Annotated in this window: 23 protein-coding genes; 13 read left to right on the top strand and 10 right to left on the bottom strand. The window is 62.1% G+C overall.

What is annotated here, in order from left to right; genetic code table 11:
* Positions 1-162: 162 nt before the first annotated feature.
* Positions 163-1,779, bottom strand: a complete 1,617-nt coding sequence (locus CRO59_RS07155; RefSeq protein WP_097090276.1) for a murein L,D-transpeptidase — start codon at positions 1,777-1,779, stop codon at positions 163-165.
* A 150-nt stretch (positions 1,780-1,929) separates the two neighbouring features.
* Between CRO59_RS07155 and CRO59_RS07150 the strand changes: the two genes are divergently transcribed.
* Positions 1,930-2,643 (top strand): murein L,D-transpeptidase catalytic domain family protein, encoded by a 714-nt coding sequence (locus tag CRO59_RS07150; protein ID WP_097090275.1) that lies wholly within the window; start codon positions 1,930-1,932, stop codon positions 2,641-2,643.
* Here CRO59_RS07150 and CRO59_RS07145 read toward each other — a convergent pair.
* Positions 2,591-3,979, bottom strand: a complete 1,389-nt coding sequence (locus CRO59_RS07145) for an MFS transporter (protein WP_097090274.1) — start codon at positions 3,977-3,979, stop codon at positions 2,591-2,593. The two genes, CRO59_RS07150 and CRO59_RS07145, sit on opposite strands and share 53 nt — an antisense overlap.
* Before the next feature lie 103 nt (positions 3,980-4,082).
* Between CRO59_RS07145 and CRO59_RS07140 the strand changes: the two genes are divergently transcribed.
* On the top strand, positions 4,083-4,970 hold the full coding sequence (locus tag CRO59_RS07140; RefSeq protein ID WP_097090273.1) for a LysR family transcriptional regulator: 888 nt from the start codon (positions 4,083-4,085) through the stop codon (positions 4,968-4,970).
* On the opposite strand, the gene CRO59_RS07135 is transcribed toward CRO59_RS07140, so the two are convergent.
* The gene (locus tag CRO59_RS07135) at positions 4,967-5,587 is read right to left on the bottom strand and encodes a cell wall hydrolase (protein WP_097090272.1); all 621 of its coding nucleotides are present in this window, start codon (positions 5,585-5,587) and stop codon (positions 4,967-4,969) included. The genes CRO59_RS07140 and CRO59_RS07135 overlap by 4 nt on opposite strands.
* 199 nt (positions 5,588-5,786) lie before the next feature.
* Between CRO59_RS07135 and CRO59_RS07130 the strand changes: the two genes are divergently transcribed.
* Positions 5,787-6,638: a CAP domain-containing protein gene (locus tag CRO59_RS07130; RefSeq protein WP_097090271.1), complete on the top strand. Its 852-nt coding sequence runs from the start codon at positions 5,787-5,789 to the stop codon at positions 6,636-6,638.
* A 754-nt stretch (positions 6,639-7,392) separates the two neighbouring features.
* On the opposite strand, the gene CRO59_RS07125 is transcribed toward CRO59_RS07130, so the two are convergent.
* The 5 genes from CRO59_RS07125 to CRO59_RS07105 form a co-directional block, all read right to left on the bottom strand.
* Positions 7,393-7,851 (bottom strand): transposase, encoded by a 459-nt coding sequence (locus CRO59_RS07125; protein WP_097090270.1) that lies wholly within the window; start codon positions 7,849-7,851, stop codon positions 7,393-7,395.
* A 625-nt stretch (positions 7,852-8,476) separates the two neighbouring features.
* Positions 8,477-8,632: a DUF2474 family protein gene (locus CRO59_RS07120; protein ID WP_081730198.1), complete on the bottom strand. Its 156-nt coding sequence runs from the start codon at positions 8,630-8,632 to the stop codon at positions 8,477-8,479.
* Positions 8,619-9,635, bottom strand: a complete 1,017-nt coding sequence (gene cydB, locus CRO59_RS07115; protein WP_097090269.1) for a cytochrome d ubiquinol oxidase subunit II — start codon at positions 9,633-9,635, stop codon at positions 8,619-8,621. The genes CRO59_RS07120 and cydB overlap by 14 nt, the downstream gene beginning before the upstream one ends.
* A gap of 3 nt (positions 9,636-9,638) precedes the next feature.
* Positions 9,639-11,042, bottom strand: coding sequence for a cytochrome ubiquinol oxidase subunit I (locus CRO59_RS07110; protein ID WP_097090370.1), 1,404 nt, complete (start codon positions 11,040-11,042; stop codon positions 9,639-9,641).
* A gap of 107 nt (positions 11,043-11,149) precedes the next feature.
* The gene (locus CRO59_RS07105; protein WP_096796448.1) at positions 11,150-13,474 is read right to left on the bottom strand and encodes an FdhF/YdeP family oxidoreductase; all 2,325 of its coding nucleotides are present in this window, start codon (positions 13,472-13,474) and stop codon (positions 11,150-11,152) included.
* 357 nt (positions 13,475-13,831) lie between these two features.
* On the opposite strand from CRO59_RS07105, the gene moaA reads away from it, so the two are divergent.
* Positions 13,832-14,830 carry a GTP 3',8-cyclase MoaA gene (moaA, locus tag CRO59_RS07100; protein ID WP_096796449.1) on the top strand — a complete coding sequence of 333 codons (999 nt, stop codon included), beginning with the start codon at positions 13,832-13,834 and terminating at the stop codon, positions 14,828-14,830.
* Positions 14,831-14,865: 35 nt separating this feature from the next.
* Positions 14,866-15,765 carry a bestrophin family protein gene (locus CRO59_RS07095; protein ID WP_097090268.1) on the top strand — a complete coding sequence of 300 codons (900 nt, stop codon included), beginning with the start codon at positions 14,866-14,868 and terminating at the stop codon, positions 15,763-15,765.
* Positions 15,766-15,933: 168 nt separating this feature from the next.
* On the opposite strand, the gene glp is transcribed toward CRO59_RS07095, so the two are convergent.
* Together glp and moaB are read right to left on the bottom strand one after the other, a co-directional pair.
* Positions 15,934-17,139, bottom strand: a complete 1,206-nt coding sequence (gene glp / locus CRO59_RS07090; RefSeq protein WP_097090267.1) for a gephyrin-like molybdotransferase Glp — start codon at positions 17,137-17,139, stop codon at positions 15,934-15,936.
* Complete coding sequence (gene moaB, locus CRO59_RS07085; RefSeq protein ID WP_097090266.1) at positions 17,136-17,675, bottom strand: molybdenum cofactor biosynthesis protein B; 540 nt, start codon at positions 17,673-17,675, stop codon at positions 17,136-17,138. Before moaB ends, glp begins: the two co-directional genes overlap by 4 nt.
* A gap of 285 nt (positions 17,676-17,960) precedes the next feature.
* Between moaB and CRO59_RS07080 the strand changes: the two genes are divergently transcribed.
* The 8 genes from CRO59_RS07080 (at position 17,961) to CRO59_RS07045 (ending at position 26,001) form a co-directional block, all read left to right on the top strand.
* Entirely contained in the window at positions 17,961-18,860 is a 900-nt protein-coding gene (locus CRO59_RS07080) for a LysR family transcriptional regulator (RefSeq protein ID WP_097090265.1), read from the top strand.
* Positions 18,861-19,104: 244 nt separating this feature from the next.
* On the top strand, positions 19,105-19,950 hold the full coding sequence (fdhD, locus tag CRO59_RS07075) for a formate dehydrogenase accessory sulfurtransferase FdhD (protein ID WP_097090264.1): 846 nt from the start codon (positions 19,105-19,107) through the stop codon (positions 19,948-19,950).
* Entirely contained in the window at positions 19,947-20,432 is a 486-nt protein-coding gene (moaC, locus tag CRO59_RS07070; protein ID WP_027611706.1) for a cyclic pyranopterin monophosphate synthase MoaC, read from the top strand. The genes fdhD and moaC overlap by 4 nt, the downstream gene beginning before the upstream one ends.
* Entirely contained in the window at positions 20,429-20,680 is a 252-nt protein-coding gene (locus tag CRO59_RS07065) for a MoaD/ThiS family protein (protein ID WP_095136553.1), read from the top strand. Before moaC ends, CRO59_RS07065 begins: the two co-directional genes overlap by 4 nt.
* A 2-nt stretch (positions 20,681-20,682) precedes the next feature.
* Entirely contained in the window at positions 20,683-21,144 is a 462-nt protein-coding gene (gene moaE / locus CRO59_RS07060; RefSeq protein WP_047601716.1) for a molybdopterin synthase catalytic subunit MoaE, read from the top strand.
* A gap of 240 nt (positions 21,145-21,384) precedes the next feature.
* Positions 21,385-22,728, top strand: coding sequence for a chromate efflux transporter (gene chrA, locus CRO59_RS07055; protein WP_097090263.1), 1,344 nt, complete (start codon positions 21,385-21,387; stop codon positions 22,726-22,728).
* A gap of 477 nt (positions 22,729-23,205) precedes the next feature.
* Positions 23,206-24,570, top strand: a complete 1,365-nt coding sequence (locus tag CRO59_RS07050) for a glutamine synthetase family protein (protein ID WP_097090262.1) — start codon at positions 23,206-23,208, stop codon at positions 24,568-24,570.
* 147 nt (positions 24,571-24,717) lie between these two features.
* On the top strand, positions 24,718-26,001 hold the full coding sequence (locus tag CRO59_RS07045; RefSeq protein WP_097090369.1) for an FAD-binding oxidoreductase: 1,284 nt from the start codon (positions 24,718-24,720) through the stop codon (positions 25,999-26,001).
* Positions 26,002-26,108: the final 107 nt, after the last annotated feature.

Here is a 26,108-nt window from a genome sequence, read left to right as displayed (position 1 = left end):
GGGACACTGGGGCTAGACGCTGCGCAAGCTTGCGGAATCACACAAACCCCTTTGTAGGAGTGAGCCTGCTCGCGATAGCGGTGTATTTGTGAAGTTGATCTTTCTGATACACCGCTATCGCGAGCAGGCTCACTCCTACAGGGTTGTATGTATGACTGCGATTCAGTGTGCGCCGTCGAGACCGGCGAGCAGTGCGCTGTCGCGGCTGTAGATATCCGGCGCATAACGCACCTGCCCATCCTTGCCGACCTGCGCCGTCCAGTAGGTCATGAGGATCGGCACCGGTGCCGACAGACGGAATTCGTGGGTGCTGCCGGTAGCGAGCAAGGTGTCGGTGCGCGTACGTTCCGCCGGGGTCAGCAACAGGTCGCGCAGTTGCATCGGGTGCTCGACCCGCACACAGCCGGAGCTGAAGGCGCGCGGGCCTTTGTCGAACAGGGCCTTGCTCGGCGTATCGTGCAGGTACACCGCGAATGGGTTGGGGAAGCGGATCACCAGTTGCCCCAGCGGATTACGCGGCCCGGCCTCCTGGCGCAGCATGATGTTGCCGGGGTTGTCCCAGTCGATATCCGCTGCGGCCAACGGCTGGCCATGGGCGTCGAGCACCTGCAGATTCTGCCGGCTGAGGAAGGTCTGATCCTTGCGGATCGCCGGCAGCTTGTCTTCTTTCCAGATGGTCGGCGGCACGGTCCAGGTCGGGTTCAGGGTCAGGCGCGTGACCCGGGATTTCAGCAGCGGGGTCTGCCGTTCGGCGCGACCGACCTGGGTACGGGTCTGCCAGACCGGCACGCCGGCCTGATACAGGGTCAACTCGGCGGCAGCGACGTTGACCAGCAAACCGTCGGGCTCCATGTCCTGCGCCAGCCAGCGGAAACGTTCAAGGTTGACGCGCAATTGTTCGCGGCGCGTCAGCGGGCTGATGTTGAGCTCGGCAATCGTCCCCGGCCCGACTACCCCGTCGGCCTGCAACGAATGGTTGGCCTGAAAGCTCTTCACCGCTTCCACCAGCACGCCCTCATAGGCATTGCCGGGCGTGCCGATGGCGTGGGTCAGATAGCCTTCGTTGAACAGGCGTTGGGCCAGTTCCGGCACGCGTTTGTCTTCCATCGCCGGGCGCAGCAACGGGCCGTTGCCCACCGACTGCCAGTGCGGCAAGGCCTGCAGCCGCTGGCTGGCGTAGAGGTGGCGCAGGCTCTGGTATTGCGCCAGACGCGGACGCGCCAGATCGAACGCGGTCTTGATGTCGTGCAGACCGGGCACGGCGATCGCCAGCAATTCCGCCTGACGATCACGCGGGGTGTCATCGGAATGCCACAGCGGCTCGAAATGCGATTGCAGCAGACGACCGTAATGCAGGTCCTGCAGCGCTTGCAGATACGAGCGGCTGATATCGATATCGGCACACAACTCGCCGTCCTGCGGCGGATTGGCCGCCACCGGGTAGCGCTTGGGATTGAGGCCATCATCGGCCAACAGCTGCAACTGCGCGCGCAAGGCCGGCAATCGCCCGGACTCGCTGGCCCACACCGGCAGCCAGTCCTGCTGCTGATAAAACGCCTGCAATTGCGTCAGCGCCGCGCCGCTCAGGTGCGCGGCAATCGCCGGGCACGCCTGGGGCAAACCGATCAGCACCGCTTGCAGCGGACTTTGTGGCTCGACCGGCATTTCCGCCGGCAGCGTCGGCAGGGTCTGCAACGGTGGCAGCGGCTCATCGGCGCAAGCGACAAACGGCGCAGCGAGCAAACAAATGCTCAAGTAGCATGCGTACTTTTTGAACAACTGCTTTACTCCAATCCGTGGCCGTCTGAATGACGGTCAACCTTACATCAGGTGCGCTGAACAGTCAGGCTCGAAACAGGGGTCTGTCGGGTATGACTGGGAGTCAGGAGCCAAAGTGCCAAATAAGTAGCAAGTGAGGACACTTTATAAATGTTGACGTATTTGCGCCGACTTCTGCTGACCACCGCGACCCTCGTCGTCGTGAGCAGCCCAGCTTTCGCCGCCGGCAAACCATCGCCGGTTCTCTTCACCAGCCTCGCCCACGCCGCGCCGGAACTCAATCCCCAAGCGCTGAAAGGTGCCTTGAGCGCCATGCAATGCGCAGTCAACAATGGCGCGAGACCCTCACGCCACCTGGCGATCATCGACTATTCGCAGCCCTCCACCGCCCGCCGGCTGTGGATCTTCGATCTGAACAGAAAGAAACTGGTGCTGCGCGATCTGGTCGCCCACGGTTCAAATTCCGGGGAAAATTTCGCTACCCAGTTCTCCAACCGCGAAGGCAGTTACCAATCCAGCCTCGGTCTGTTCCGCACCCAGGAAAGTTACGAGGGGACCCATGGTTATTCGCTGCGCATGGACGGTCTGGAACCGGGCTTCAATGACCTGGCCCGCGACCGCGCCATCGTGATCCACGCCGCCGACTACGTGAATCCGTTGTGGAGCAAGCGTCAGGGCCGTATCGGTCGCAGCCAGGGTTGCCCGGCGGTGCGCCCGCAAGTGGCGAAGCAGGTGATCGATAAACTCAAGGACGGCCAGTTCATGTTCTCCTGGTACCCGGACCAGCTCTGGCTGAAGTCCTCGCCGTACCTCAACTGCCAGCCGCAGCAAGTGGCGAGCATCTTGAGTACCCACGCCAGCTGACGATCAGGGCGACGACCATCAGCGCCGCCGCAACCCCGAACGTGTAGTGCAAGCCACTGCCGATGACCTCGGCCGGGGCTTGCGTCGGGTCACCCGTAGCGAAGGCGAACACCGCGCCCATGACCGCCGCGCCGGTGATCAGTCCGAGATTGCGTGACAGCCCGAGCAGGGCCGACACCACGCCGCGCTGATCCTGACTGACCATGGCCATCAACCCGCTATTGTTGGCCGCCTGAAACAACGCGTAATTGCTGGCAATGACCGCCATCGGCAGCAGATACGCCGCCAGACCGAGACTCATCGGCAACAACGCCAACAAACTGCAACCACCGGCCAACCCGAACAACGCCCCCGGCACCACCCGCCGCGTACCGAAGCGATCCACCAGACGCCCCGCCGGCACCCCGCCACACGCCGCCAGCAGCGGCCCGACCGACAATGCCAGGCCGACCACGGTGCTGCCCAGTCCCAGGCCCCGGCTCAGGTAAAACGGCCCGACCACCAGCGTGGTCATCATCACCGTCGTTACCAGCAACGTTAGCGCCAGGCTGCTGCTCAGACGTGCGTCGGCAAACAATGACAGGCGAATCAGCGGCGCCCTGGCGTTCATCTCGACCGCAACAAACACCCCTGCCCCGCACAGGCTGACCAGCAGCAACATCAGCGTGTAGCCATCGAGCGTCATCGCCAGCGCGTAGGCGGCCAGCGTCAATACCAGCACCACGGTGCCGAGGTAATCAAACGCGACTGCCGATTTGGCCGGGCGATCGGCCGGTAGATAACGATAAACCAGCCACGCATTGAGCAGGCCCAATGGCACGTTGAGGACAAAGATCGACGGCCAGCCGACATGCGCGATCAGCAGACCACCCAGCGATGGCCCGAGGCTGGTGCCGGTGGCCGACATGGTTGCCAGCAAACCCATCGCGCTGCCCGCTCGCGCCTTGGGCACCGCATCCGCCACCAGCGCCACCGTCAAGGCGAACATGATCGCCGCGCCAAGGCCTTGCACTGCGCGTGCGCCGATCAACCAGCCCAACCCCGGAGCCAGCGCACAGCACGACGAAGCACTGGTGAAAATGCCGATGCCGATCAGCAGCAGGCGCCGCCGCCCGAACACATCGCCCAGACGCCCGACGCTGACAATCAACGTGGTGACCGCCAGCAGGTACGCCAGCACGATCCACTGCACCTGTTGAAACGTCGCATCGAACGCTGCAGCCAAGGTCGGTAATCCGGCATTGGCGATGCTGGTGTCCAGCGACGGCATCAACATCGACAGCGCCAGACTGGTCAGCGCCCAGCGGGCTTGAGGGGGCAAGGGGGATCCGGGCATCGGGCGCTCCTGGTGCAAAGGTCAGACGGCATAGCCTGCGTCTCGACAAGGCAAGGCGCAAGACGCATGCTTTGCACTTGATACCTGCACGGAACGCCATGTCATGAGCACACCGGATCTGAACCTGTTGATCACCCTCGACGTGTTGTTGCGCGAAGGCAGCGTCGCCCGCGCCGCGCACATTCTGCGGCTGAGCCCGTCAGCGATGAGCCGCGCCCTGGCCCGGCTGCGCGAAACCACTGGCGATCCGTTGCTGGTGCGCGCCGGCCGAGGTCTGGTGCCGACCCCGCGTGCGCTGGAATTGCGTGAGCGGGTCAGCGCTCTGGTGCAGGAAGCCGAGGCGGTGTTGCGTCCCGCCGAAGTGCTCGATCCCGGCCAATTGCAGCGCACCTTCACCCTGCGCAACACCGACGGTTTTGTCGAAACCTTCGCCGCCGCGCTGCTCGCGCGCATCGCTGAAGAAGCACCCGGCGTGCGCCTGCGCTTTGTGCAGAAAGCCGACAAGGACAGCACGCCGCTGCGCGAAGGCCGGGTCGATCTGGAGACCGGCGTGGTCGACGACAGCACCGACCCGACGCTGCACAGCCGCATTCTGTTTGAGGATCACTGGATCGGTGTGGTTCGTGAGGGCCATCCGTTGAGCTCGGGCAAGATCAGCAGCAAACGCTTTGCCGGCGGCCAGCACATTCTGATCTCACGGCGCGGGCGCAGCAGCGGCCCGGTTGACGAAGCGCTGCTCGCCGCAGGTCTGAGGCGGGATATCGTTACTTCATTCGGCGGCTTTTCGGCGGCGCTGACGCTGGTCCGCGAATCGGACCTGATCGCCACGGTTCCGGAGCGTCACACCAGCAAGCTGCGCATGGGCCTGCACAGCTTCGCCCTGCCCTTCAGGATGCCGCCGATCAGCGTATCGATGCTCTGGCACCCGCGCATGGACGCCGACCCGGCGCACCGCTGGTTGCGCAATTGTGTACGAGAAGTCTGCGTTTAACGCGCATCGCCCCCAGACGGTTTGTAGAACAGGAATTTGCCGACCGCGGCGGTCTTTTTGTACTCCCTGGCCCAGCTCGGATGCACCTGGCGATCATGGAAGTACAGTGCGCCATGGGTGCGATCCGGCAACTGGCGGTTGAGGGCCTTGCCGGCGATGTCCTTGGCCAGGGTGTATTCGGCGTCTTCCTTGACCTGATCGGCCTTGCCATCGCACCACCAGGAAAACTGGCAGCTCTTGGTTTCCGAACCTTGCTTGACGACTGCACACACGGTGTCGGGGAAGCCGTCATGGCCGAGGCGGTTCATCACCACGTTGGCCACCGCCTCCATTTCCAGCGTGTCGCGGCCCTTGGCTTCCCAGTAGATACTGCGCGCCAGGCAGGTGATCGGATCGTCCAGCGGCGCGGTGCCGGCGGGGTCAACCGCCTGCACTTCAGTGGGGGTGATCGCTTCGGATTTGGGTGCTGGCGCCGCGCTGACTTTGTCGGCGGCCTTCTCTTCCAGCACCTGGGCTTTCTCTTCGGCCTTGGCCTTGATCGGCGCCTGTTCGGTGGCGCTCACAACGCCGGCCATAAGGGTTAATGCGAAACAGCCAGCCAACCATTTCAATCCCATGTCTGTTCTTCCGGCAGCGCCCGTTCCGGGCAAGGTGTTTCGTGGGGGAGACGCCCGGTTCCTGGGGCCTTCGGAGAGTGTAGACGGCGAATACCGACGTAACGTTCCGCAGAAAAAACCGCTCGATGAAGAAAAAGACATTGCACTGACCGGGGGCCTTTCGCGCATCATGAGCGCACTCAGCTCAAGGGAGATTTCCATGCGCTTCATGCCATCCGTCTTGCGTTTTGCCGCGCTGTCCGTGGGCTTGGCCTTTGCCGCCTCGGCCATGGCTGCCGACGAGTCGCAACTGATCGAGTCGATCAATGCCTACCGCAGCCAACCGCAGCGTTGCGGCAGCCAGGCGTCCAGTGAACTGCCACCGCTGTCGGCCGATCCACGGCTGAGACTGCCGGCCGCCGGTGCGGTCGATCTGCAACAGGCCATGGCCAGCGCCAGCTACCCGATGGTCAACGTGCAGGCGATCACCCTCAACGGCCCACGGGATGCAGCGTCGGCGATGAAGGCGATTGAGGAAAGTTTCTGCCAGGTGGTGCTGGATCCGCAGTTCGTCGATGTCGGTGTCAGCCGTGCTGATCGTGACTGGCGTATTGTGCTGGCGCGACCTCTACTGTCGGCGAAGCTCGGCGATGCGCAAAGCGAAGGCCAGAAGTTGCTCGAACAACTCAACGCCGCTCGCGCCCAGCCGCGCCAATGCGGCGGCCAGGCCTTTGCCGCGGCCGGGCCACTGGCCTGGAACGCGAGCCTGGGCACGATCTCCCAGGATCACAGCCGCGACATGGCCAACAACAACTATTTCGACCACAAGGACCGCGACGGCCGCACACCCGGAGACCGCGCCGAACTGGCCGGCTACAGCGGGCAACTGGTCGGCGAAAACATCGCCGCCGGGCAAGACACCGTGCGCAAGGTCGTCGACGGCTGGCTCGCCAGCCCCGGCCACTGCGCTAACCTGATGAACCCGCAATACAAAGAACTCGGCGCCGCCTACGCGACCGACCCAAAGAGCAGCGCCGGGATTTACTGGACCGCGATGTTTGGGGCGCAGTAACTCCTCTTCAGAAAACACCGAAGATCCGATGTGGGGATTGGTGGTGGATGAAGGATTCGGGGCTGGCCGCTATCAAGGGTGGGAGTGGGCTTGCTCACGAAGGGGCCGGCACATTCAACATCGGTGTCGACTGAGCGGACGCCTTCGCGAGCAAGCCCGCTCCCACTGGGGATCGTCGGTGAATGAAGGATTTGCGGCTGGCCGCGATCAAGGGTGGGAGTGGGCTTGCTCACGAAGGGGCCGGCACATTCAGCATCGGTGTCGACTGAGCGGACGCCTTCGCGAGCAAGCCCGCTCCCACAGGGGATTGTCGCTGAATGAAGATTTCGGGGCTGGCCGCGATCAAGGGTGGGAGTGGGCTTACTCACGAAGAGGCCAGCACATTCAGCATCAATGTTGGCTGACCTGACGCCTTCGCGAGCAAGCCCGCTCCCACTGGGGATTGTCGCTGAATGAAGATTTCGGGGCTGGCCGCTATCAAGGGTGGGAGTGGGCTTGCTCACGAAGGGGCCGGCACATTCAGCATCGGTATCGACTGAGCGGACGCCTTCGCGAGCAAGCCCGCTCCCACAGGGGATTGTCGCTGAATGAAGATTTCGGCGCTGGCCGCGATCAAGGGTGGGAGTGGGCTTGCTCACGAAGGGGCCGGCACATTCAGCATCGGTGGCGACTGACCTGACGCTTTCGCGAGCAAGCCCGCTCCCACTGGGATCGCACTTATTCTGAAGTAATGCGGTGAATGCGCATCCTGAGTTCAAACCCAGACCGCGTCCCATAGCGGGTAGTCACCGAGTTTTTCCACCAGTCCGGCCCGCAGTGGATTAGCCACTACATAGCGGGCCAGTTTCACCAGATCCTCCTCTCGACGTAATGCATGATCATGAAAACCTTGCTGCCAAAGGCCTCCGGATCTACCGCTCGCTGTGTTGACTGAACGAGTACTCAGGGATTTGACCTGGCACATCAATTGGCCAAGTGTTCCTTTTTGCAATTGGATCAGCCAATGAAAATGATCGGGCATAACCACCCATGCCAATGTGTCGGCAAATCCCTCTTCCTGCGCCTGCCTGAACTGATGCACAACCAACCGGCCGAGCCTGTAATCCGTGAACACCGGCTCACGCCCCAAAGTATTGGCGGTTAGTAGGTAGATCTGATTTTCTTCGCAATGACGGCCGGTTCGCAGGCGATGTGATGAGTAACGCTTGGGCATTCCTTTGCCTTGTTCATGGTTGAATTCAAAAAAAGGCTAGATCAGCCATCACAGTGCGCCGAACATGTTTGTTGGCAGGATGTGTCTGTGCACCAGAAAAAGGGTGGGAGTGGGCTTGCTCACGAAGAGGCCAGCACATTCAGCATCAGTGTCAGCTGACCTGACGCTTTCGCGAGCAAGCCCGCTCCCACAGGGGATTGCTGCTGGATGAAGAATTTGCGGCTGGCCGAAATCCAAGGTGGGATTGGTGGTGGATGAAGAATTCGGGGCTGGCCGCAATCCAGGGTGGGAGTGGGCTTGCTCACGAAGAGGCCGGCACACTCAGCATCAATGTCGGCTGACCTGACGCCTTCGCGAGCAAGCCCGCTCCCACAGGGGATTGCTGCTGGATGAAGAATTTGCGGCTAGCCGAAATCCAGGGTGGGATTGGTGGTGGATGAAGGATTGGGGGCTGGCCGCAATCTAGGGTGGGAGTGGGCTTGCTCACGAAGGGGCCGGCACATTCAGCATCGATGTCGACTGAGCGGACGCCTTCGCGAGCAAGCCCGCTCCCACAGGGGACATCAGTGATGTTCAGAATTGCGGGCACAAAAAAACCGGAGTCATGGCTCCGGTTTTTTTATTGTCAGTGGGTTCTCATCCCCGCTGCATACATCGCCAGTTTCAGTACACTCGCCACCACGGCGAGTGACACGACACTGCCGAACCAGATCAGCAACAACCAGCCCAGGCGCTTGTACCAGCGGCTGGTTTTGACCTCACGCGAATCAATGGTAGCCATCGCCAATCCTCACTTTGCCGCGGAATACGTAGTAGCTCCAGAAGGTGTACATCAGGATCACCGGCAGGATGAACAGTGCGCCGATCAAGGCGAACAACTGGCTCGAAGGCGGAGACGCCGCCGCCCACAGGCTCACCGATGGCGGGATGATGTTTGGCCAGATGCTCAACGCCAGGCCGATGTAACCGAGCAGCATCAACACCAGAGTGAACACGAACGGCCAGTGGGTGTGACGCTGACGCAAGGTGCGCAGCAGCCCGAACAACGCCAGCAGTGCCAGCACCACCAACCCGGCGAACACCATCAAGTGCCCGCTGGTCGACCAGCGAGTGCCCAATTCCGGGTGCAACTTCAGTGTCCACGTGCCAATCACCACCACCATAGCCGTCAGCAACCACGCCAGCGGCCGGGTGAACAGACGCATCCGCGACTCGAGCATGCCTTCGGTCTTGACCAGCAACCAGGTGCTGCCCAGCAGCGCATAAGCCACCACCAGACCGACGCCGCACACCAGCGGAAACGGCGCCAGCCAGTCCAGGCCGCCACCGGCAAACTGCCGATTCACCACGGGAATGCCCGACACGTAGGCGCCGATCGCCACACCCTGGGAGAACGTCGCCAGCAGCGAACCGCCGATGAACGCCTTGTCCCACCAGTGACGCTTTTGCGCTGACGACTTGAAGCGAAACTCGAACGCCACGCCACGGAAAATCAGCCCGCAGAGCATCAGGATCAGCGGCAGGTACAGCGCCTCCAGAATCACCCCGTAGGCCAGTGGAAAGGCGCCATACAACGCCGCACCACCGAGCACCAGCCAGGTTTCGTTGCCGTCCCACACTGGGGCGACTGTGTTCATCATCACGTCGCGCTCCTGCTCATCCGGGATCAGCGGAAACAGGATGCCCAGGCCCAGATCGAAGCCGTCCATGATCACGTACATCATCACCCCGAAGGCGATGATCACACCCCAGATCAACGAGAGATCGATACCTTGAATACCCATGACTCAGTGCTCCTTCATCGGGGCGGTAGCCGCCGAAATAGGCCGGCGCGGGGTTTGCAACTGATCGCCCTCCGGCGGATGTTCGTGATGGGGCTGCGGGCCCTTCTTCACCAGTTTCATCATGTAGCCGATGCCCACGGTGAACACCGAGCAGTAGATCACCACGAACAGCAACAGCGAGGTGCTCATCTGCGCCACCGAGTGGTGCGACGCGGCGTCATGGGTGCGCATCAAGCCGTAAACCACCCACGGCTGACGCCCGACTTCGGTAGTGATCCAGCCGGCCAGCAACGCGATCAACCCGCTCGGCCCCATCAGCAACACCAGACGCTGGAAGCCGCGATGCTGATAGAGCCTGCCGCCACGGCGCAGGGCCAGACCGAGCACACCGACGAGGATCATCAACATGCCCAGCCCGGCCATGACGCGGAAGCTCCAGAAGATGATGGTCGAGTTCGGCCGGTCCTCTTTCGGGAAGCTCTTGAGCGCCGGGATCTGCTTGTCGAGGCTGTGGGTCAGGATCAGGCTGCCGAGGTACGGGATTTCCAGCGCATATTTGGTCTTCTCCGCCTGCATGTCGGGGATGCCGAACAGCACCAGCGGCGTCGGGCCGTTGTCGGCGTTTTCCCAGTGGCCTTCGATGGCGGCGATTTTTGCCGGTTGATGCTCCAGGGTGTTCAAACCATGGGCGTCACCGACCACTGCCTGAATCGGCGCCACGATCAGCGCCATCCACAACGCCATGGAAAACATCCTGCGCACCGGCGCGGTATTGTTGCCGCGCAGCAAATGCCAGGCCGCCGACGAGCCCACGAAGAAGGCCGTGGCGACGAACGCGGCGATCGCCATGTGCGCCAGACGGAACGGAAACGACGGGTTGAACACGATCGCCAGCCAGTCCAGCGGCATCACCCGCCCATCGACGATTTCAAAGCCCTGCGGCGTCTGCATCCAGCTGTTGGAGGCGAGAATCCAGAACGTTGAAATCAGCGTGCCAATGGCAACCATCACCGTGGCAAAGAAGTGCAAGCCACGGCCGACGCGGTTCCAGCCGAACAGCATGACCCCGAGGAAACCGGCCTCAAGGAAGAACGCCGTCAGCACCTCATAGGTCAGCAACGGCCCGGTGATGCTCCCGGCGAAGTCGGAAAAGCCGCTCCAGTTGGTGCCGAACTGGTACGCCATGACCAGCCCCGAGACCACGCCCATGCCGAAGTTGACGGCAAAGATCTTCGACCAAAAGTGGTAGAGATCGCGGTAGGTGTCGTCACGGGTTTTCAGCCACAGGCCTTCGAGTACCGCGAGGAAACTCGCCAGGCCGATGGTGATCGCCGGGAAGATAATGTGGAACGAAACCGTGAACGCGAATTGAATTCGCGCCAGGTCCAGTGCCTCCATGTTGAGCATGATGATGTCCTCATCCAGGCTGAAAAGCGGCAGCACGTCGCCGGGCCACCGCCAGGCGCGAACGCCTGCAGCCAGTCAAATTGCTATGAATTTTTATAGGTAGCGGGTCAGGCCAGCGATGACGGGATCAGGTTGCTGACCTTGGCCGCTTCGAGGCGAATCGCGACGAATTTCGAGGTCGGCGTGTAGGTCCGGTCGCCATAGCTTTCCAGCGGCACCAGCGGGTTGGTTTCCGGGTAGTACGCCGCCGCCTGACCGGGCGGAATGTCGTAGGCGATCAGGGTGAACCCGCTGACCCGACGCTCGCGCTCGTCATCCCACAGCGCCACCAGATCGACCTTCTGCCCCGGTTCGAAACCGAGACGCTGGATATCCTGTTCGTTGGCGAAGATCACGTCGCGCATGCCATAGACCCCGCGATAACGGTCGTCGAGCCCGTACAGCGTGGTGTTGTACTGGTCGTGGGAGCGCATGGTCTGCAGGATCAGATCCGGCTTGACCGGCAGGTTGCGCACGCCTTCGCTGATCAGGTGTTCCGGCAGCACGCACGGGGTGAACTGGGCTTTGCCCGACTCGGTGTTCCAGACCCGATCCGAGGCGTCGTTGCCAAGGTGGAAGCCACCCGGGGTCAGCAGTTTTTCGTTGAAGTTCTCGAAGCCCGGAATCACATCGCCGATCAGGTTGCGAATGCGCCCGTAGTCGCCCACGACCCACTCCCAGTCGATTGGATGTTTGCCTAACGTGGCGGCGGCGATTCCGGCAATGATTGCCGGCTCGGATTTCAAGTGCGCCGACTTCGGTTTCAACTGACCGAACGACAAATGCACCATGCTGAAGGTGTCTTCCACGGTCACGCCTTGCGGGCCTTCGGCCTGAATGTCGATGTCGGTGCGACCGAGGCACGGCAGGATCAATGCGTCGCGTCCGGTGACCAGATGGCTGCGGTTGAGCTTGGTCGAAATGTGCACGGTCAGGTCGAGTTTGCGCATCGCTTCGTGAGTGCGCGGGGTGTCCGGCGTGGCTTGAGCGAAGTTGCCGCCCAGACCGATAAACACTTTGGCTTCGCCACGCTCCATCGCACCGATCGCCATCACCGTGTTGTGCCCGTGCATGCGCGGCACTTTGAAGTTGAAGCGTTTTTCCAGGGCGTCCATCAGCTCCTTCGGCGCCAGTTCATTGATGCCCATGGTGCGGTCGCCCTGCACGTTGCTGTGCCCGCGCACCGGCGACAGACCGGCGCCCGGACGGCCAACGTTGCCGCGCAGCAATTGCAGATTGATGACTTCCTGCAGGGTCGGCACCGAGTGCACATGTTGGGTCAGGCCCATGGCCCAGCACATGATCACGCTTTTGGCGCGGCCATACATGCGCGCCGCCAGTTCGATGTCGTGCAACGGCACGCCGGACTGCTCGAGGATGTGCTCCCAAGTCGTGGCGTCGACTTCTGCCAGGTAGCTGTCCAGACCCGAGGTGTGCTCGGCGATAAACGCATGGTCGAACACCGGTTCGCCACCGCTGGCCTGGGCTTCACGCTCCCACTGCAGAAGGAATTTGACCATGCCGCGAATCATCGCCATGTCGCCACCCAGCGCCGGGCGGAAGTACGCGGTGTTGGTCGCTTCCCAACCGTTGCTGAGCATCTCGAGCGGGTTCTGCGGGTTCTGGAAACGTTCCAGGCCACGTTCTTTCAGCGGGTTGATGCACACCACCTGCGCGCCGCGTTTCACCGCTTCACGCAGCGGTTCGAGCATGCGTGGGTGGTTGGTGCCGGGGTTCTGGCCGATGACGAAAATCGCGTCGGCATGATGCAGATCCTCGTAGACCACGGTGCCCTTGCCCACGCCCAGCGTCTCGCCCATGCTCACCGCACTGGCTTCGTGGCACATGTTCGAGCAATCGGGAAAGTTGTTGGTGCCGTAGGCGCGGACGAACAACTGATAGAGAAACGCCGCTTCGTTGCTGGCCCGGCCCGAGGTATAGAACTCGGCCTCGTGCGGCGATTTCAGACCTTTGAGGTGTTCGGCGATCAACGCGAACGCGTCTTCCCAGGTGGTTTCCACATAGCGGTCGACCCGCGCGTCGTAACGCATCGGGTGGGTCAGACGGCCCTGATATTCCAGCCAGTAGTCGCTCTGCTCGGCCAGGCTCGATACCGTGTACTTGTTGAAGAACGCCGGATCGACCAAGCGCCCGGTGGCCTCCCAGTTCACCGCTTTGGCGCCGTTCTCGCAGAACTTGAGCATGCTCGCACCGGGCGCTTCACCCCAGGCACAGCCCGGGCAGTCGAAACCGCCGTTCTGGTTGGTCTTGAGCATGGCGCGGATGTTTTTCAGGGCGTTTTCACTGCCCAGCCAGCTTTTGGTCAGGCTGATCACAGCCCCCCAACCGGCAGCGGCGCCCTTGTAAGGTTTGTAACGGTCGACTTGTGACATGGGACATCTCCATGACGATGCACACAGGCATGAACCTGATCTTGGTTAAACAGCGACGGCCGACTTTGCACAGCAATAAAGCGGTCGTTTCAGTTGCCGGAGCAAGGATATGAACCGTTACAAAACATTGTCTAATCGCTATTTATGACCACATTATCGAAACCCTCTATCACGGCGAAAAACCTTTTACTTACGGGACGTTGCGAAACTAAAGCGGTAACTTTCCAGAGAAAATAATTGATCATCGACGCGCTCAATCAAGCAGTCATAAACAGTGATTGGACGAGATCTGAAGTTGCCCATAATCTGCGCTAACCGGTTCCGTCAATGCGGACTTTCCACTCCTGCGAGGCTGTCATGTCAGAGCGTGTCCTGATCGATGGTTACAACCGCCGCGTCGACTATCTGCGCATGTCGGTCACCGACCGCTGCGACTTCCGCTGCGTGTATTGCATGGCCGAGGACATGCAGTTTCTGCCGCGCCAGCAAGTGCTGACGCTGGAGGAGATCTATCAACTGGCGCAGAGCTTCGTGGCGCTGGGCACGCGCAAGATTCGCCTGACCGGCGGCGAGCCGCTGATCCGTCCGGGCGTGGTCAAGCTGTGCGAGCAGATCGCCGCCCTGCCCGGCCTGCGTGAACTGTGCATGACCACCAATGGCTCGCAGCTGGGCAAACTCGCCGCGCCGCTGTTCGACGCCGGGGTCAAGCGCCTGAACATCAGCCTCGACAGCCTCGACCCGGATCGTTTCAAGCAAATGACCCGTACCGGTGATCTGGCGCAGGTGATCAGCGGCATCGATGCGGCACGCAAGGCCGGTTTCACCCGAACCAAACTCAACGTGGTGGTGATGCAGGGGCGCAACGATCAGGAGATCAACGATCTGGTGAGCTTTGCCATCGACCGCCAGCTCGACGTCTCCTTCATCGAGGAAATGCCGCTGGGGATCATCAGCGAACACAGCCGCGCCGAGTCGTTTTTCTCCAGCGCCCAGGTGCGCGAAAAAATCGCCGAGCGCTACACCCTGATCGACTCCGCCGAGTCGACCCAGGGCCCGTCGCGCTACTGGCGGCTGGCCGAGGCGCCAGACATTCGTCTGGGCTTTATCTCGCCGCACAGCCACAATTTCTGCGGTACTTGCAACCGGGTGCGGCTGACTGTCGAGGGGCGCCTGCTACTGTGTCTGGGTAACGAGCATTCGGTGGATCTCAAAGCCGTGCTGCGCGCTCATCCGGGGCAACCAGAGCGGCTGGAGAAGGCCATCATCGAAGCGATGAAACTCAAGCCGTATCGGCACAATTTCGAAGTGAACGACGACGTTCAGGTCGTGCGCTTCATGAACATGACCGGCGGCTGAGCCGCCCTCACCCTGCGTAACCGGGATCGCCCAGCATGATCATCAGACCCAAGGTCAACCAATTCGCCATCCTCTTCACCCTCAAGGGTTCGATCGCCAAACGTATCGCCCTGCGCACCCTGATGGTCACCCTGCTGGCTTCTGCCATCGTGCTGATTGAAATGCTCCACCCGAGCAACTTCACCAAGGTCAACGCCACGCCGTTCACCCTGCTCGGGCTGTCACTGTCGATCTTCATGAATTTTCGCAACAACGCCTGCTACGACCGCTGGTATGAAGCGCGCAAGGCCTGGGGCGATGTGCTGGTGCACATCCGTTCGGTGATTCGCGAAACCCATGTCATCCGCGAATCGGCGCAGCGCAAGCCGTTGCTGCTCAACCTCTGCGGGTTTGCTCATGCGCTGAATGCGCGATTGCGCCGGGAAAGCGAAGCGGCGGCCAGCAGCAAGTGGATCACCCCGCAACACGATGCGCAGGTGCCGGACTACAGTGGACGGATTCTGCGGCAGGTCGGCCAGCAATGTTCGGATCTGCATCAAAGCGGCGAACTGAGCGAGTGGCGCTACATGCTGCTGGCCAATCACCTGACCAGCCTGACTCAGGCACAAGCGGTGTGCGAGCGGATCAAAAACACCCCGCTGCCCTTCCCCTACACCTTGCTGCTGCACCGCACGATCTACCTGTTCTGCATCCTGCTGCCGTTCGCCATGGCCGAACCGCTGGGCTGGCTGACCCCGCTGTTCACGGCGATTGTCAGCTACACGTTCTTTGGTCTGGATGCGATTGCCGATGAACTGGAAGACCCGTTCGGCCGCGACGAAAACGATTTGGCGACTGACTCGCTGGTGCGCACCATCGAGCGTGACATTCTCAGCGAACTGGGCGAAACCGACCTGCCGCCGATGTTGCTGCCGGTGGACTATGTGCTGAGCTGAGCTCGCTCTCCTGACCACACAAATACCCTCTGTAGGAGTGAGCCTGCTCGCGATAGCGGTCTTCCAGTCAGTGAAGATGTTGACTGTGCCGCCGTCATCGCGAGCAGGCTCACTCCTACAGGTTTGAAGTACACCTGCAGAATGGATGAACATCACGGGTTTGATTTGTCAGAACAGTTCGCTGAAGGGAATGAAACGCAGCGGATCGCCAATGTCGAGAGTGCTGTTTTCCGGCACCTCCACCAGCCCATCGGCCCAGGTCGCTCCGAGCAAAACGCCGGAACTCTGGTTCGGATACAACACCGCGCGCCCCGCCTCCAGCCGCACCCGCAAGTACTCGCGACGACTGCCAGCCTTGTTCCAGGCGAACCCGGCATTCACCGTGAAGCTCAACGGCATGACCTCTTCCACGCCCTGAATGCGCAGCAGGTACGGCCGCGCCAGCAGGCCGAAGGTCACCAGCGCCGAGGTCGGATTGCCCGGCAGGCCAATCACCGGCACCGTGCCGAAATGGCCCACGGTCAGCGGTTTGCCAGGCTTGATCGCCAACTTCCACAGCAGCGGTTTGCCGTCCTCGCGCAGCACCTGCCCAAGGCAATCGGCATCGCCGGCAGACACCCCGCCGGTGGTCAGGATCAGGTCAGCCGCCACTTGCAGTTGCTCAAGTTTGAGCCGCGTCTGCGCCGGACGATCCGGCAGGATCCCGGCGTCGATCACCTCGCAGCCCAGTTCCTTCAGCCAGTGGCCGAGCAGCACACGATTGCTGTTGTAGATGCTGCCGGGACGCAGCGGCAGGCCCGGCTCGACCAGTTCGTCACCGGTCGACAGCAGCGCCACGCGCGGGCGTCGCACCACGTGCACCTGTGCCAGCCCCTGCCCGGCGGCGACCGCCAGTTCGAACGGCCCGAGGCGTTTGCCGGCACGCAGCAGGATGTCGCCGACGCGGTTTTCCTGTCCTTGCGCGCGGATGTTCTGCCCCGCCTTCAACGGCTGCAAAAAACGCACGCGGCCGTCCTCCAGCACTTCGACGTTCTCCTGCATCTCGACGCAGGTAGCGCCAGGTGGCAACGGTGCGCCGGTAAAGATCCGCGCACAGGTACCGGGCAGCAGCGCGTCCGGCGCCTGGCCGGCGTAGACCTTTTGCGACACCTTCAACGGCTGGCGATGCAGATCGGCCAGATTCAAGGCATAACCGTCCATGGCGCTATTCGGCCATGGCGGCAAGTCGAGCGAGGCGACCAGATCACTGCCCAGCACCCGCCCACGTGCCTCGTCGAGCGGCAGAGTTTCGCTGTCGGCCAGACGTTGCTCATTGGCCATACCCAGCAATTGGTCGAGGGCGTCCTCGACCGGCATCAACGCTGCCTTGCTCATTCGCGCGGCCCGCAGGCGGCGACTGGTTTGAGGTGCGGTACGAAGTTGCATGGGCGATGGCGGTTATCCAGTTGCTCGGCGAGGATGCCTTCCCACGCGGTGCGACAGGCACCGGTCGAACCCGGCAGGCAGCACACCAGCGTACCGTTGGACAGCCCGGCCAGCGCGCGGCTTTGCACGGTGGAGGTGCCGATATCGAGAATCGAAATGGCGCGGAACAACTCGCCAAACCCGTCGATCTGCTTGTCGAGCAGACAGGCCACCGCTTCCGGCGTGCTGTCGCGTCCGGTGAAGCCGGTGCCGCCGGTGATCAGCACCACCTGAATGCTGTCGTCGGCAATCCAGTGCGCGACCTGGGCGCGGATCTTGTACAGGTCATCCTTGAGCAAGTTGCGCTCGCTCAGGGTATGACCGGCCTCCAGCAAACGGCTGACCAGCAGTTGGCCGGACGTGTCGCTCGCGTAATCGCGAGTATCGCTGACCGTCAGTACGGCTATGTTCAGGGGGACAAACAGGGCATCCGCTTTCGCACTCATGGGAATCTCCGGCAGTAGTCAATCAGATTGCCAAGCAGCCTAAGTGCCACTTATGAGTACTGTCTAATCACTCTGGCCAACCACATTATCGAGCTGCTCTATCGGTGCCGTTGACCTTGGCCAACGCCTTTGAAACCATGGGCGATAGAGCTGATCGATAGGCTTTTCAATTCTTCCGATTGGACGCAGATACAGGCAGGTGAGATCGTCGCACCTCGCGTTTTTCGTGCGCTGCGCGCATCTGCGTCAATACTCAATCCAATTTCTCAACGAGCAGGTGCCTGCGTGGACATCAAACAACTCAAGTTCCTGATCGCACTGGACGAAACCCGACACTTCGGCCAGGCCGCCGCCCGCTGCCACATCACCCAGCCGACCCTGTCGATGCGTCTGCGCAATCTGGAAGATGAGCTGGATCTGGTGCTGGTCAATCGTGGTCAGCGCTTCGAGGGTTTCACCCAGGCCGGCGAACGGGTACTGGCCTGGGCGCGCACCCTGCTGGCCGCGCATGACGGTCTGTTCGCGGAAGCGGCGGCGTGCCGCGGGCAACTGGTCGGTAGCTTGCGCCTGGGGCTGGTGCCGCTGAGCAATTTCAACCCGGTCAATTACATTCAGAGTTTGTCCGGGACCTACCCCGAGCTGAAATTCAGCCTGTCGTCGGGGAGTTCCGACGAGATCATCGCTGGCCTGGGCAACAATCAACTGGACCTTGGCGTGTGTTATCTGGACCACGTCAACCCGAACTATTTCGACTTTTTCGAGATCGGCGAAACCCGCGTCGGTCTGCTTTACGACAACCGTCACTACCATTTCGAAGGCTCGGAAATGAGCTGGGAAGACGCCGCCGAACTGCCGCTGGGGATGATCACCACCGGCATGCATTACCGCAAATCCATCGACCTGAGCTTCCGCAGTCGCGGGCTCAATCCGCAGCCGATCCTGGAAAGCGATTCGACGTATCAATTGCTGCAGGCGATTCACCAGGGTTTCTGCTGCTCGATCATGCCACTGGACAGCGGGCTGGAAGAGCCGATCGAACACCTGTCGTTCATGCAATTGCCGGATGCCAGCGTGCTGGCGCCGCTGGGGCTGGTGATGCGCAAGACCGAGCCGCGCTCGGCGATAGCCGAGAAGTGTTTTGCCGAGGCGCGCAAGTTGTTCGGGGTTGAGTTGCCGGTTGCTTGAGTGACCTCTCCAGACATTGATGCTGGCTGTCAGACCGTCTTCGCGAGCAAGCCCGCTCCCACAGGTTGAATGCATTTCAAAGGTGGGAGCGGGCTTGCTCGCGAAGAGGCCCGCCCGACCAACACAAAACCCCGAGGTGAATCGGTCATCGACCAGCCCGATCACCAGATCAGAACAAGCGATTGGACGCACTTTTGACTCCCCCGTAGCCTGAACCCACTTCAGCGCTTCGGGACTTTTCAAGATGCTCTGCCACGTCGAATCCAACACCGAACCAAACACCGAACCCAACGCCCCCGCACCGCAACCGTCACAGGTCGCGTTTCGCGAATACCTGCCGCACGCCCCGCTCTCGCACGTCGCCCTGGCCGCGGAAATCGCCCTGGCGATCACCTTCAACGGCCTGAGCCAGGCGGTGATGATGGTCTCGCCCGGCAACCTTGAAGATTTCATCCGGGGCTTCAGCCTGAGCAACGCGATCATCGACAGCGTCGACGAGATCTACGACATCCGCCTGAGCCATTTCGATCAGGCCTGTCAGGCCGAGGTGCAGATATCCAGTCGCGCGTTCTGGGCGCTGAAAGATCATCGTCGGCAGATGGCCGGCACCAGCGGCTGCGGCATCTGTGGCGTCGAGGCGCTGGAGCAGGCGTTGCCGCAACTGCAGATTCTGCAACCCTGCGCGCTGCCGCCGGCCGCGCATTTTGACGGTATCCGCCAACGCATCGAACAGGCTCAGCAACTGGCCCGCAGCAGCGGCGCCCTGCACGCGGCGCTGTACTTCGATGCCAGCGGTGAGGCGCTTTTGTGCCGCGAAGACATTGGCCGGCACAACGCCCTCGACAAGCTGATCGGCGCGATGCAAATCGCTGACGTCGATGCGCGCCAGGGCTTCGTGGTGGTCACCAGCCGTTGCAGCCTGGAGCTGATCCACAAAGCCGTGCGCGCCCGACTTGGCACCCTTGTCAGCCTGTCCGCCCCCACCGCGTTGACCGTGCGCTGGGCGCTCAAGCATCGGCTCAATCTGATCCATGTGCCGCACCGCAACGCCCCCCGAATCTACAGCCCGATCCAGGAGCTTTCGCCATGAGCAACACCCTCACCCACCTCGACGATCAGGGCCGCGCCAACATGGTCGACGTCAGCGACAAAGCCGCGACTCGCCGCGAAGCCACGGCGCAGGCCTGGGTGCAGATGCGCCCGGAAACGCTGCAGATGATCCAGGCCAACGGTCACCCCAAGGGCGACGTTTTCGCCGTGGCGCGCATCGCCGGAATCCAGGCGGCCAAACGCACCCACGAACTGATCCCGCTGTGCCATGCGCTGCTGCTCAGCTCGATTCACGTTGAACTCAAGGCCTGCGAACCGGACCGCGTGCAGATCACCAGCACCTGCCGCCTCACCGGCCAGACCGGCGTCGAACTTGAAGCCCTGACCGCCGCCAGCGTCGCGGCGCTGACCATTTACGACATGTGCAAAGCCGTGGACCGGGCCATGGTCATCGGCGACATCCGCCTGCTGAGCAAACAGGGCGGCCGCTCCGGACACTTTCAATGGGAGGACGCGCAATGATCCTGATCAACTACTTCGCCAGCTACCGTGACCGCCTCAATCTGGGCGGTGAAAAAATCCCCCTGAGCGACGATCTGACCTGTATCGAGGACGTGCGGCAGATGCTCATGGCCCGTGGTGAGGAATGGCGCGAAGTGCTTGGCGCCGGCAACCTGATGTGTGCGTTGAATCAGGAGCTGTGCCAACCGAGCGCGGCGATCGAAGACTTCGACGAGATCGCGTTTTTCCCACCGGTCACCGGGGGCTGAGCATGACGGTTCGAGTCCAGTACAAGAGTTTCGACGTCGGCCAGTTGACCGCCGACCTGCATGCGCGCAATCCGCGAGTCGGCGCGGTGGTGAATTTCATCGGCTATGTGCGCGATCTGAACATCGGGCAGAGCGTGAACGAGCTGTTCCTCGAACACTATCCGGGCATGACCGAAAAGGCCCTCGAACAGATCGCCGACGAGGCGCGCGAGCGCTGGCCGCTGCTGGGGGTGGAGATTGTGCATCGGGTCGGCGCACTGGCGGTCAGCGAGCCGATCGTGTTTGTTGGCGTCAGCAGCAAGCACCGGCACATGGCGTTCGAAGCCTGCGCGTTTATCATGGACGTGCTCAAGACCCGCGCGCCGTTCTGGAAGCGCGAGAGCACGGCGCAGGGTTCGCACTGGGTCGAGGCGCGGGAGAGTGACCAGAATGCGGCGCTGCGCTGGAGTCTGGCGCATGCCTGAAGATCAAGAGCCCCTCACCCTAGCCCTCTCCCCGAGGGAGAGGGGACTGATTGGGGGATATTGAAGAAATTCACCGAATTGAAAGATTGGTTCTGAATCCATAATCGACTCGATCTCTCAGGTCGATGGATAACGCCAGACACCTCGGTCGGCCCCCTCTCCCTCTGGGAGAGGGCTGGGGTGAGGGTTGAAAGTCTGATTAGATAGCCACTCCGCCAGGATTAAACTCCGGAGTTTCGTTTGAGCACAGCGCCCAACAACCTGCCCCGCCCCGCTCCCGTCACCCTGCGCCAGGCCTGGCGCTTCTGGTTCAAGCTTGGCTGCATCGGTTTCGGCGGTCCGGCCGGACAGATCGCGATCATGCATCAGGAACTGGTCGAGCGCCGGCGCTGGATCTCCGAGCGGCGCTTTCTGCACGCGCTCAACTACTGCATGTTGCTGCCCGGCCCCGAGGCGCAGCAACTGGCGACCTACATTGGCTGGCTGCTGCATCGCACCTGGGGCGGGGTGATTGCCGGGGCGCTGTTCGTGCTGCCGTCGCTGTTCATCCTGATTGCGCTGTCGTGGCTGTACATCGCGTTCGGCGATGTGCCGGTGGTCGCCGGGATCTTCTACGGAATCAAACCGGCGGTGACCGCGATCATCTTGCACGCGGCGCATCGCATCGGCTCGCGGGCGCTGAAAAACAGTTGGCTGTGGGCGATCGCCGGGTCGTCATTTGTGGCGATATTTGCCTTCAATCTGCCGTTCCCGCTGATCGTCCTCGGCGCGGCATTGCTCGGCTATTTCGGCGGACGCCTGGCGCCGCAGCGCTTCGACAATGGCGGGCAGCGCGGCAGTGCCAAATCCTTCGGCCCGGCGCTGATCGACGACGACACGCCGACACCCGACCATGCGCGATTCAGCTTGCCGAAGCTCTGGCGTTTGCTGTTGGTTGGCGCGGCGCTGTGGTGTTTGCCTATGGGCCTGCTGACCGCGCTGTTCGGCTGGGACGGCACGTTCACGCAAATGGGCTGGTTCTTCACCAAGGCCGCGTTGCTGACCTTCGGCGGCGCTTACGCAGTGTTGCCATACGTCTATCAGGGCGCGGTCGGGCACTATGGCTGGCTGACGCCGACGCAGATGATCGACGGCCTGGCTCTCGGCGAAACCACGCCCGGGCCGTTGATCATGGTGGTGGCGTTTGTCGGTTTCATCGGCGGTTACGTGCAACCGGCGTTCGGCGCGGAACATGCGTTCGCCGCGGGCGCACTGGCGGCGACGCTGGTGACCTGGTTCACCTTCCTGCCCTCGTTCCTGTTCATCCTCGCCGGCGGGCCGCTGGTGGAATCAACGCACAACGAACTGAAGTTTACCGCACCGTTGACTGCGATCACCGCAGCGGTGGTCGGGGTGATTCTGAACCTGGCGTGTTTCTTCGCTTATCACGTGTTCTGGCCCAACGGTTTTGCCGGGCACGCGAATCTGTTTTCGATCGGGCTGGCACTGCTGGCCGCACTGGCGCTGTTCATTTTCAAGCGTGGAGTGATCGAAGTGTTGATCGTTTGCGCCCTTGCCGGGCTGGGCTTGCACCTGCTGCGCTGAGCGGCGGCCAACGGTACAAGGGCGCAATCAGCGGTTTACACGCCCGCGGATTGCCCCTTACTATCCGGGCACACCGGTCGGCGGGGCCATCCCGCCACCGACGTTTTCCGCCAACGGAAACACGCGTTATGAGCACGTCACCACAACAACCAGAAAGGTTGAACGTCTCCGCTGTGTGCGCCCTCTGTCACAGGGGCCGCGCATGAATCGCATCGTCAATCTCCCCATGGCCCTGCGCCGCTCCAAGCTGCGTCACTCCGCACGCCCGCCGGATATCGCCTGCTGACTCTCTCAGTCAACAAAAACGATGGATGCATGACTGTAGTGAGGGGATTTATCCCCGATGGACTGCGCAGCAGTCCTCACAGGTTCTGTGTCCCGTCTGACTGATCTCCATTTGATATCCCTGCCGGGACGCCTTCAATGCGCCCGGCCCGAATCTGCGCGCCTGTCCGGCGCCATCGTGAGTGATTGACCATGAAATTCGCAGCCATCGAAGACGCACGCCTGTTCCTGGAACAGAACCCCGATATCGACATGATCGAGCTGTTCATCCTCGACGCCAACGGCGTGCCGCGTGGCAAGCTGTTGCACCGCGAGGAACTGCTCGCTGTATACGAAAGCGGTCGCCCGCTGCCCAGCACCATCCTGGGCCTGACCGTGCAGGGCGAAGACGTGGCAAACTCGGGTCTGGTGTGGGACGTCGGCGACATCGACTGCCGCGCCTACCCGCTCGAAGGCAGTCTGGTGCGCCTGCCGTGGCGGCAGATTCCGACCGCAGCGGTGCAGGTCAGCATGCACCCGACCGAGGGCCTGCCGGCGAGCATCGCCGACCCGCGGCATCTGCTGATCAAGGTGATCGACGGCCTCAAGGCCGAGGGTTATCACCCGGTGATGGCGTGCGAGCTGGAGTTTTACCTGCTCGACGCCAAACGCGATCACAACGGCCGTCCGCAACCGGCGCTGGACGCCGACGGGGGCCGACCGCGACACACTCAGGTCTACGGTTTGCGTGAACTGGAGCAGATCGAACCGTTCCTCGCCGACCTCTACGGCGCCTGCAAACTGCACGGCATTCCGGCGCGCACGGCGATCTCGGAATATGCGCCAGGCCAGGTGGAAATCACCCTCGAACATGGCGACGCGTTGCTCGCGATGGATCAGGCGGTGCGCTACAAACGTCTGGTCAAAGCGGTGGCGCACAAGCACGGCATGCAAGCGACGTTCATGGCCAAGCCGTTCGATGATCTGGCCGGCACCGGCATGCACATGCACGTCAGCCTTGCTGATGGCGAGGGGCGCAATCTGTTCGCCGCCGAGGATCCGGCCGGCACTCCGCTGCTGCGCACCGCGATTGGCGGCATGCTCGCCTCGCTGCTCGATACGCTGCTGCTGTTCTGCCCCAATGCCAACTCCTACCGCCGCTTTCAGGCCAACAGCTATGCGCCATTGGCGCCGACCTGGGGCGTCGACAACCGCACCGTCAGCCTGCGCGTGCCGGGCGGTCCGGCCAATACCCGGCATATCGAACACCGCATCTGCGGCGCCGACGCCAACCCGTATCTGGCGGCGGCAGCGATCCTTGCCGGGATCCATCGTGGCATTCGCGAGAACCTCGATCCTGGTGCGCCGGTCGAGGGCAACGGCTATGCGCAGGCCAAGGAACTGCTGCCGACCGACTGGTTGACGTCGCTGCAGGCGCTGGAAAATTCAGCGTGGGCACGGGATGCCCTGGGCCAGGAGTTTCTCGGGGTGTACCTGGCGGTGAAGCGCGCCGAATACCGGCAGTTCATGGCCGAGGTGGGTGAGCAGGATTGGCGCTGGTATCTGACCGAAGCTTGAAGCCTCACCACTAACCCCTGTAGGAGTGAGCCTGCTCGCGATAGCGGTGTGTCATTCAGCAATAATGTGTCTGACATGGCCTCATCGCGAGCAGGCTCACTCCTACAGGGGACCGCGTACAACCGAAGAATTTGTGTGGACACCGACATGACCCAACGCTGCAATTCCTACTACACCGCCACCCTCAACCAGGACACCGACTACCCGACCCTGCAGGGCCGGCACCAGGTTGATGTGGTGATCATCGGCGGCGGTTTCACTGGCGTTGCCACCGCCGTCGAACTCGCCGAAAAAGGCCTGAAAGTCGCCATCGTCGAGAGCCACAAGATCGGCTGGGGCGCCACCGGACGCAATGGCGGACAAGTCACCGGCAGCCTCTCCGGCGACGGCGCGATGCGCAAACAGATGCGCCCGAAGCTCGGCGATGAAGTCGACGATTTCATCTGGCACCTGCGCTGGCGCGGGCATGAAATTATCCAGCAGCGGGTCGAGAAGTACGGCATCCAGTGCGACCTCAAACACGGCCATCTGCACGCCGCCTACAAGCCAAGCCACATGGACGGTTTGCGCAAGGATTACGACGAAGCCGTGCGCCGCGGCCTGGGTGATGAAGTCAGTCTGCTCGACCGCAGCCAAGTGCGCGACCTGCTGCAAAGCGACCTCTACCACGGCGCGATCAAGAACACCCGCAACATGCACCTGCACCCGCTCAACCTGTGCATCGGCGAAGCGCGGGCGGCGGAAAGTCTAGGTGCCTTGATCTTCGAGAACAGTGAGGTGCTGGAAATCATTCACGGCAAGACGCCAGGGGTGCGCACCGCCCACGGCCAGATCGACGCCAATCAAGTGATGCTCGCCGGTGACGTCTATCACAAGCTCGAACCGGGTCAGCTCAAGGGCAAGATTTTCCCGGCCATGGGCGGCATCGTCACCACCGCGCCGCTGGGTGATCTGGCGCGGCAGATCAACCCCGAAGACCTCGCGGTGTACGACTGCCGTTTCGTTCTCGACTACTACCGCCTCACGGCTGACGGTCGCCTGCTGTTCGGTGGCGGCGCCAACTACAGCGGCAAGGATTCACGGGACATCGCCGCCGAACTGCGCCCATGTATCGAGCAGACCTTCCCGGCGCTCAAAGGGGTGCAGATCGACTACCAGTGGAGCTGCGCGATGGGCATCGTGATCAACCGCATCCCGCAACTGGGCAAACTCTCGGACAACGTCTGGTATTGCCAGGGCTACTCGGGCCACGGCATCGCGACCACGCACATCATGGGTGAAATCATGAGCCGCGCGATCACCGGGCAGATGGAGCAGTTCGACACCTTCGCGCAGTGCCAACACATCCGGGTACCGATGGGGGATTGGCTGGGCAATCCGTTGCTGGCGGCGGGGATGTGGTATTACCAGATGCTTGAAAAGTTGCGTTGACCGGACTGGCCCCTTCGCGAGCAAGCCCGCTCCCACAGGTTGACTGCATTCCAAATGTGAGAGCGAGCCTGCTCGCGAAGAGGCCAGCAGCCTCACTACAAATCTCA

It is taken from the genome of Pseudomonas sp. LAMO17WK12:I5, from assembly GCF_900215165.1.
Lineage (GTDB): Bacteria > Pseudomonadota > Gammaproteobacteria > Pseudomonadales > Pseudomonadaceae > Aquipseudomonas > Aquipseudomonas putida_A.
Note: the sequence above shows the minus strand (reverse complement) of the source record. Positions and strands in the feature narration are given on the sequence as shown.